General features: G+C 63.4%; 4 protein-coding genes. 3 read left to right on the top strand and 1 reads right to left on the bottom strand.

Translation table 11 applies throughout. The annotated features are described in order from the left end of the window. Positions 1 to 1,739: retention module-containing protein (locus BMW74_RS02995; RefSeq protein ID WP_139208359.1), on the bottom strand; the 1,739-nt coding region annotated here is incomplete at its 3' end. 412 nt (positions 1,740 to 2,151) lie between these two features. Here BMW74_RS02995 and BMW74_RS02990 point away from each other — a divergent pair. From BMW74_RS02990 to BMW74_RS02980, 3 genes are read left to right on the top strand one after another with little or no spacing between them, the layout of a single operon-like run. Beyond that, entirely contained in the window at positions 2,152 to 3,516 is a 1,365-nt protein-coding gene (locus BMW74_RS02990) for a TolC family outer membrane protein (RefSeq protein ID WP_093413386.1), read from the top strand. Between the two features lie 30 nt (positions 3,517 to 3,546). Next, positions 3,547 to 5,706, top strand: a complete 2,160-nt coding sequence (locus BMW74_RS02985) for a type I secretion system permease/ATPase (RefSeq protein WP_093413383.1) — start codon at positions 3,547 to 3,549, stop codon at positions 5,704 to 5,706. Between the two features lie 9 nt (positions 5,707 to 5,715). Beyond that, positions 5,716 to 7,083: an HlyD family type I secretion periplasmic adaptor subunit gene (locus tag BMW74_RS02980; protein WP_093413380.1), complete on the top strand. Its 1,368-nt coding sequence runs from the start codon at positions 5,716 to 5,718 to the stop codon at positions 7,081 to 7,083. Positions 7,084 to 7,163 lie beyond the last annotated feature (80 nt).

The raw sequence follows: 7,163 nt of genomic DNA, 5'->3' as shown, positions 1-7,163 counted from the left end.
GTGGGCACGTCGTCGACGATGTTGACGTGGATCGTCGCCGTCGTCGTGCTGGTCGCGCCGCTATCACCGTCCGAGGCGGTCACGGTGAATTGTTCACCCAAGCTATTGGTGCCACCGCCAGCGCTATGGGTTTCAGTGCCGTTCAGGGTGTAGCTGTAGCTGACCACCCCAGTGCTGGCATCGAAGCCGGTGATCGTGAGCTTGTTGCCCAAGGCGGTGGTGATCGATTGCGGGAAGAGCGTTACCCCACCGCTATCGATCACCTTGATGCCTTGCACAGTCAGGGTCTGCAGGCCGTCCGGGGCGGTCACGGTGAAGGTGCCGTTCTGGGTCAGCGCGCCATCGTTCGGGGCGCTGCCCTGCAGCAGATTTTTCTCGTAGACCGTCAGGTCGCTGCCTTCGAGCTTGATGCCGCCGAGGGTCACCGGATCGTCGTTGTTGTGCACGTTGAGCACCAGGTTGGCGGTGCTCTGGTCGCCATCGGCGTCGGTCAGGGTGTAGGTGAAGGTTTCGGTGCCATTGCCCTTGAGCGCCAAAAACGCAGGGTCGGTGCTGTGCACGGTGTAGGTGTACGTACCGTCGGCGGCCAGGACCAAGGTGCCATAGGTCCCGGTGAATGTACCCGCCGTGATCGGGCCCGCGGCTACCCGGTCAGCCCCCTGCACGTCGTTGCCCAGCACGTTGCCGGTGAGGCTCGTTTGGCTTTCCGAGGCGATGCCTTCGTGGCTGTCGTTGACTGCCGTAGGCACGTCATCGGTGATGTTGACGTCCAGCGAGTTGGTCGCCGAATCACCGTTGGTATCCGTGGCGACGACCGTGAAATGTTCGCTGAGGCTGTTACTGCCGTCACCGGCGGAATGGGCTTCGTTGGACACCAGGGTGTAGCTATAGCTGACCACGCCCGTCGTCGGGTTATAGCCGGTGATGGTCAGGGTGTTGCCCAACGTGGTGGTGATCGATTGCGGGAAGCCGGCCGCCACGCCACCGCTGACCACGCTGATGCCGCCCACGTTCAGGCTCGACAGGCCATCGGCGGCCGATACGTTGAAGGTGCCACTCTGGGTCAGCGCCGCCGGGTTGTTCGCCGAGCCTTGCGCCAGGTTGGCCTCATTGAGGGTCAACTCGCCGCCTTCCACCGACAGGCCCGTGAGGGTCACCTCATGATTCACCACGGGGGGCACGACAACCGGCGGCACCACCGCCGGTGTGTCGTCACCCTCCCGCAGCACGGCGTCATGGCGCTCCGGCACGAACTCGGGAATGCCGTTGAACCCCGCCGTAGGGAAACCAATCACCGGATCGACGCGCCCGGCCACCTCTTGCAGCATGACAAAGGTGTGCCCACCACCAACCGCGCCGGGAGTGCCCGTGCCAGGGGCGCTGGGGCCGGCAGCGGTGGCTTCGGCAGCCTGGGTCGGGTCGACGCCGGCAACAATGGCTTTTTGCAGTTGCTGCACATCCGTCAGCGTCGCTTCGGTGGGCGTCACCGCCTCCGGTGCATTCACATGCCCGGCCTGGCTGGCCAGCAACTGCGAGGTCATCTGCAGGCTGCTGTCACGCCCCAGCGTCAGTTCCTGGCCGTTCTGCAAGTGCACGGCCACCGCGCCTTCGGCACCGGTCACCAGTTGATCACCGTTGAACAATCGGTCTCCCTCGACCAGGGCGCGCCGAGTGCCATCCGCCCCCTGGGCGAAGACCTGACCAATGACCTTACTGACGGTTCCGATGAGCGTTGCCATGTGACGTCCTCCGCTGCCGATATCCACCGGCACCTGGGTTGTGCAGAGAAAGCACGCTGGGGTTGGACGAGTGACGCTACAGGCCTTTACCAGGCAAGTGACAAAATATTGTCACCAATAAAACCGCGCAGCCTCCATCCCCTCCAGCACCTCTCCACGCCTTGAAAAAATCAATACTGGGATTCGAAAGCCACCTCGAGCTAATAAAAACGTGGCTTTCGCGTTGAACAATGTGCTGGTTTTTTAAGAGCGCATAAGTTTTTTTTGGCATATGCCTTATGAGAAACCCTTCTTAGCTTCCGCTCAGGATGTTCTTAGCTCTGTTGTTACAAGCCTGAAACGGTTTGCATGATAAATAACGTCATTTTATTGACGACAATAGAGCAACATTTGGAGTCAGGGAGATTTACCTATGCGCCTTCTTACCCCCCTCAGCAGCGCGATCCTGCTGGCCATGGCCTGCACTGAACCGGTCATGGCGATGTCATTGACCGAGGCGATCCAAAGCACACTGGACACCCACCCGGAACTGCTGGCCAGCGAGAGCAACCGTCTGTCAGCTGATGAAGACGTCAAGGTCGCCAAAGGGGGCTTTTATCCATCGCTGGACTTGAACGCCGGCTACGGCCGCGGCTACAGCGACAACTCGACCACCCGCGGCCTGACTTCCAGCGGCCACAACACCGAGACCCAGTGGTACGGCCAGTCGGAGTTACGCCTGCGGCAAATGCTGTTTGACGGTTTCAACACCTCCAATGAAGTCGGGCGCACCGAATCGGTGGTCAACTCCCGTGCCTACTTCACCCGCGGCACCGCCGAGAGCCTGGCCCTGCGCACCATCGAGGTGTACCTGGACGTGCAGAAGCGCCGTGAGTTGGTGACCCTGGCCACCAACAACCTGCAAGCGCACTTGCGGGTCAACGACCAGATCGGCATGCGCACCCAGCGTGGTGTGGGCAGCAACGCCGACCTCGATCAATCCAAGGCCCGTCGCGCCCTGGCCGAGAACAACCTGGACACCGCCAACGTCGACCTGGCCGATGCCGAGGCCAACTTCTACAGTGCCGTGGGGCGCATGCCCGATGAGCTGGAGCCGCTGCCGTCGGTTCGCGGTGAAGTCCCCGGCGCCTTGCCGGACGCCAAGCAAACGATGCTCGACAACAACCCTTACCTGAAATCGGCCCAGGCCGACGTGAATGCTGCCCAGAGCCAATACGAGGTGGCCAAGTCGCCGTTCTACCCACGCTTCGATGCCGAGGCGGCAGTGGGCGCCAACGACAACATCCAGGGCGACCTGGGCCACGACAACGAATGGCGCGTGGGCGTGGTCATGAACTACAACCTGTTCAAGGGCGGCAGCGACAAGGCGCGCCTGCAATCTGACGCGCACAAGGTCAACCAGGCCATGGACATCCGCAACAACGCCCTGCGCATGCTCAACGAGAACATCACGCTGGCCTGGAACGCCATGGTCAACGCCAAGAAACAAACGCCGACTGCCCGTGAATACGCGGAAACCACCAAGAGCGTGCGCGCCGCCTACCAGGACCAGTTCGGCCTCGGCCAACGGACCCTGCTCGACCTGCTGGACAGTGAAAACGAGCTGTACAACGCCAACCGCCGCTACACCGAGGTGCGCTACACCGAGGAGTTTTCCATGTACCGCGTCCTGGCGAACATGGGTGAACTGCTGACCAAGAGCAAAGTGGTGGTTCCGGCCGAAGCCATTGCTCAAAGCGAAGTCAAAAGCGAAGCCCGTCTACCAGCGATGCGCTAGTAGCAGGCTCATTCATGGGGGAAGTTCGACTTGACCAGCATGGAACCCGGCACCACCGGCGCTGACCCGCGCCTGAGCTTTGATGATCCACTGCTGGACGGGTTGCTCATCCTCTGCAAACTGCACGGCTGCACCGTCAGCCGCGGCAGCCTGAGTGCCGGGCTGCCCCTGGAACACCAACGACTGACCCTGGACCTGCTGCCCCGCGCCGCCGCCCGCGCCGGATTACAGGCGCGAGTGCTGCGCCGTGACCTCGATAGCCTCTCGGCGCTCAACCTGCCGCTGATGGTGCTGCTCAACAATGGCCACTGCGCGGTCCTGCGCCGCTTTGGCGAGGACGGCAAGGTGCTGATCCTGCCCAGCGAGGCCGAAGGTGGCGAGCAATGGGTCGACCGCGCGGAGTTGGCCGCGCAATACAGTGGCCAGGCGTTGTTCGCCCGGCCACGACATGAACTCGAAGACCTGCGCTCGCCCCTGGTGCCACGGGTGCAGGCGTGGTTTCGCGACACCCTCAAGCTGTCGCGCTGGCTGTACAGCGACGCGATCCTGGCCAGTTTCCTGATCAACCTGCTGGGCCTGATGGTGCCGCTGTTCGTCATGCAGACCTACGACCGCGTGGTGCCGAACCAGGCCACGTCGACCCTGTGGGTGCTGGCCATCGGTTTGTTCATCGGCACCGGCTTCGAACTGGTGCTGCGGGTGGTGCGTGCGCACTTGCTGGACACGGCCGGCAAGAAGACCGACGTGATCCTTTCGGCAACCTTGTTCGAGCGCATCACGGGCATGTCGATGAAGGCCCGGCCGACCACCATCGGCGGCTTTGCCCAGAGCATCCACGACTTCCAGGGTCTGCGCGAATTCCTCACCGCCGTGACCCTGACCAGCCTGATCGACCTGCCGTTTGCCGTCCTGATGCTGGTGGTGATCGGCCTGCTCGGCGGCTGGCTGGTGCTGATCCCGCTGCTGGCGTTCCCGATCACCATTGTTTTTGCGATGGTGATTCAGATGCGCCTGCGTGACACCGTGCAAAAGAGCCTGAGCCTGGGCGCCGAACGCCAGGCGCTGCTGATTGAAACCCTCGGCGGCCTGGAAACCCTCAAGGCCTGCAGCGCCGAGAGCGAGCGCCAGCACCGCTGGGAAAGCACCCACGGCGCCCTCACCCGCCTGGACAGCCACGCGCGCAATCTCTCGGCGCTGGCCACCAACGGCACCCTGTTCATCCAACAACTGTGCGGGATGGCGACCATCGTCGCCGGGGTCTACAGCATCATCGCCGGCAACCTCAGCGTCGGTGCCCTGGTGGCCACCTACATGCTCGGCAGCCGTGTGCTCTCGCCGCTGGGGCAGATCGCCGGGTTGATCACCCGCTATCAGCAAGCCCAACTGACCATGAAAAGCACCGATGCGCTGATGTCCCTGCCCCAGGAGCGCGATACCGGGCAGCAGCCCCTGGAGCGCACCCAACTCAAGGGCGCGCTGGACGTGGTCGGCGTGACCTTCCACTACAACGGCCAACCGGCGCCAGCCCTGGCCAATGTCAGCTTCAGCGTCAAACCCGGCGAGCGCATCGGCATCATCGGCCGCAGCGGCTCGGGCAAAAGCACCTTGGCCCGCCTGGTGATGGGCTTCTATACGCCGGACGAAGGGCAGTTGCTGATTGACGGCCTGGACCTGCGGCAACTGGACATCGCCGACCTGCGCCAACAAATTGGCTACGTTGCCCACGACTTGCCCCTACTGGCCGGCAGCCTGCGCGACAACCTGACCCTGGGCGCGCGCTACATCAGCGACTCGCGGATGCTCGAAGTCGCCGAGCTGACCGGCGTCACCGAACTGGCCCGCCAGCACCCCCATGGTTTCGACCGCCCGGTGGGTGAACGCGGCCAACTGCTGTCCGGCGGCCAGCGCCAGGCCGTGCTGCTGGCCCGGGCGCTGTTGCTGGACCCGCCGATCATGGTGCTCGACGAACCCACCAGCGCCATGGACAACAGCAGCGAAGACCAGTTGCGCCAGAAGCTCCATGGCGTGGTCCAGGGCAAGACCTTGCTGCTCGTCACCCATCGCACGTCGATGCTCAGCCTGGTGGATCGGCTGGTGGTGCTGGACAACGGACGGATCGTCGCCGACGGCCCGAAAGAAGCGGTTATCGATGCACTGCGCAAGGGCCGTGTCGGCTCTGCGGCTGTCTAGGGGTCGCTCATGTCCGAGTCAATTCCATCCTCAGAAGAACCACGCGGCTACTTCGCCAGCTTCAAGAAGAGTGCCGAAAGCGAGTTCATGCCCGAGACGGCCGACGCCACGCTCCAGGACTCGCCGCGCCTGTCGCGCATTACCGTGTGGCTCGCCGCCGCGCTGATTATTACCGCGCTGGTGTGGGCCAAGCTGGCGGTGCTCCAGGAAGTGACCATGGGCGAAGGCAAGGCGATTCCGTCGAGCAAGGTGCAGGTGATCCAGAACCTCGAAGGCGGGATCGTCACCGAGATTTTCGTCCACGAAGGGCAGATGGTGGACAAGGGCGAAACGCTGTTGCGCCTGGATGACACCCGGTTCCTGTCGAACAAGGGCGAGAGCGAGGCCGACCGCTACGCCTTGACCGCCCAGGTCGAGCGCCTCTCGGCCGAGGCCGAGGGCCGGGCGCTGAACCTGTCCGCCGACGTGATCAGCAAAGCGCCCCAGGTGGCCGAGGACGAGCGCGCCTTGTATGACCAACGCCAGCGCCGCCTGGCCAGCGAACAACGCACACTGACGGAGCAACTGCGGCAAAAGACCCAGGAGCTGGCGGAGTTCCGCTCCAAGCAGGGGCAATACAGTTCCAGCCTTGGGCTGTTGAACCAGGAGATGAACATGTCCGCGCCGCTGGTGGCCACGGGCGCCGTTTCGCCCGTGGAGATCCTGCGGCTCAAGCGCAGTGCGGTGGAGATTCGCGGCTCGCTCGATGCCACCACCCTGGCCATTCCCCGGGCCGAATCGGCGATCAACGAGATCAAGAGCAAGCTGGATGAGTCGGTGCAGAGCTTTCGTTCGGACGCGGCCAAGGAGCTCAACCAGAAGCGCACCGACCTGTCAAAAATAACAGCCACCAGCATCGCCATCGATGACCGCGTGACCCGCACCACCGTGGTGTCGCCGGTACACGGGGTGATCAAGCAACTGAAGGTCAACACCATCGGCGGCGTGGTCCAGCCGGGCAGCGACATGGTGGAAATCGTGCCCCTGGAAGACAACCTGCTGATCGAGGCCAAGGTCCGCCCGCAAGACGTGGCCTTCCTGCACCCCGGCCAGCGCGCCATGGTCAAGTTCAGCGCCTATGACTACACCATCTATGGCGGCCTGAAAGCCAAGCTGGAACTGATCGGGGCCGACACCATCACCGACGACAAGGGCAACAGCTTCTACCTGATCCAGGTGCGCACCGACAAAAACCACCTGGGTGGCGACGCCAAGCCGCTGCTGATCATTCCGGGCATGGTCGCCACCGTGGACATCATCACCGGCGAGAAGAGCGTGCTCGACTACCTGCTCAAGCCGGTGCTGAAGGCCCGGACCGAGGCGATGCGCGAGCGCTAGTCGGCGGCGGCTTTCGCGAGCAGGCTCGCTCCCACAACGACATAGCCCCTTGTGGGAGCGAGCCTGCTCGCGAAGAGGCT

Source organism: Pseudomonas sp. ok272, from assembly GCF_900109995.1.
In the GTDB taxonomy this organism is placed as follows: domain Bacteria; phylum Pseudomonadota; class Gammaproteobacteria; order Pseudomonadales; family Pseudomonadaceae; genus Aquipseudomonas.
Note: the sequence above shows the minus strand (reverse complement) of the source record. Positions and strands in the feature narration are given on the sequence as shown.

Bases quoted from the DNA above. Each gene is read 5' to 3' on its own strand.
- BMW74_RS02990 (WP_093413386.1), top strand. From the start codon at position 2,152: ATGCGCCTTCTTACCCCCCTCAGCAGCGCGATCCTGCTGGCCATGGCC.
- BMW74_RS02980 (WP_093413380.1), top strand. From the start codon at position 5,716: ATGTCCGAGTCAATTCCATCCTCAGAAGAACCACGCGGCTACTTCGCC.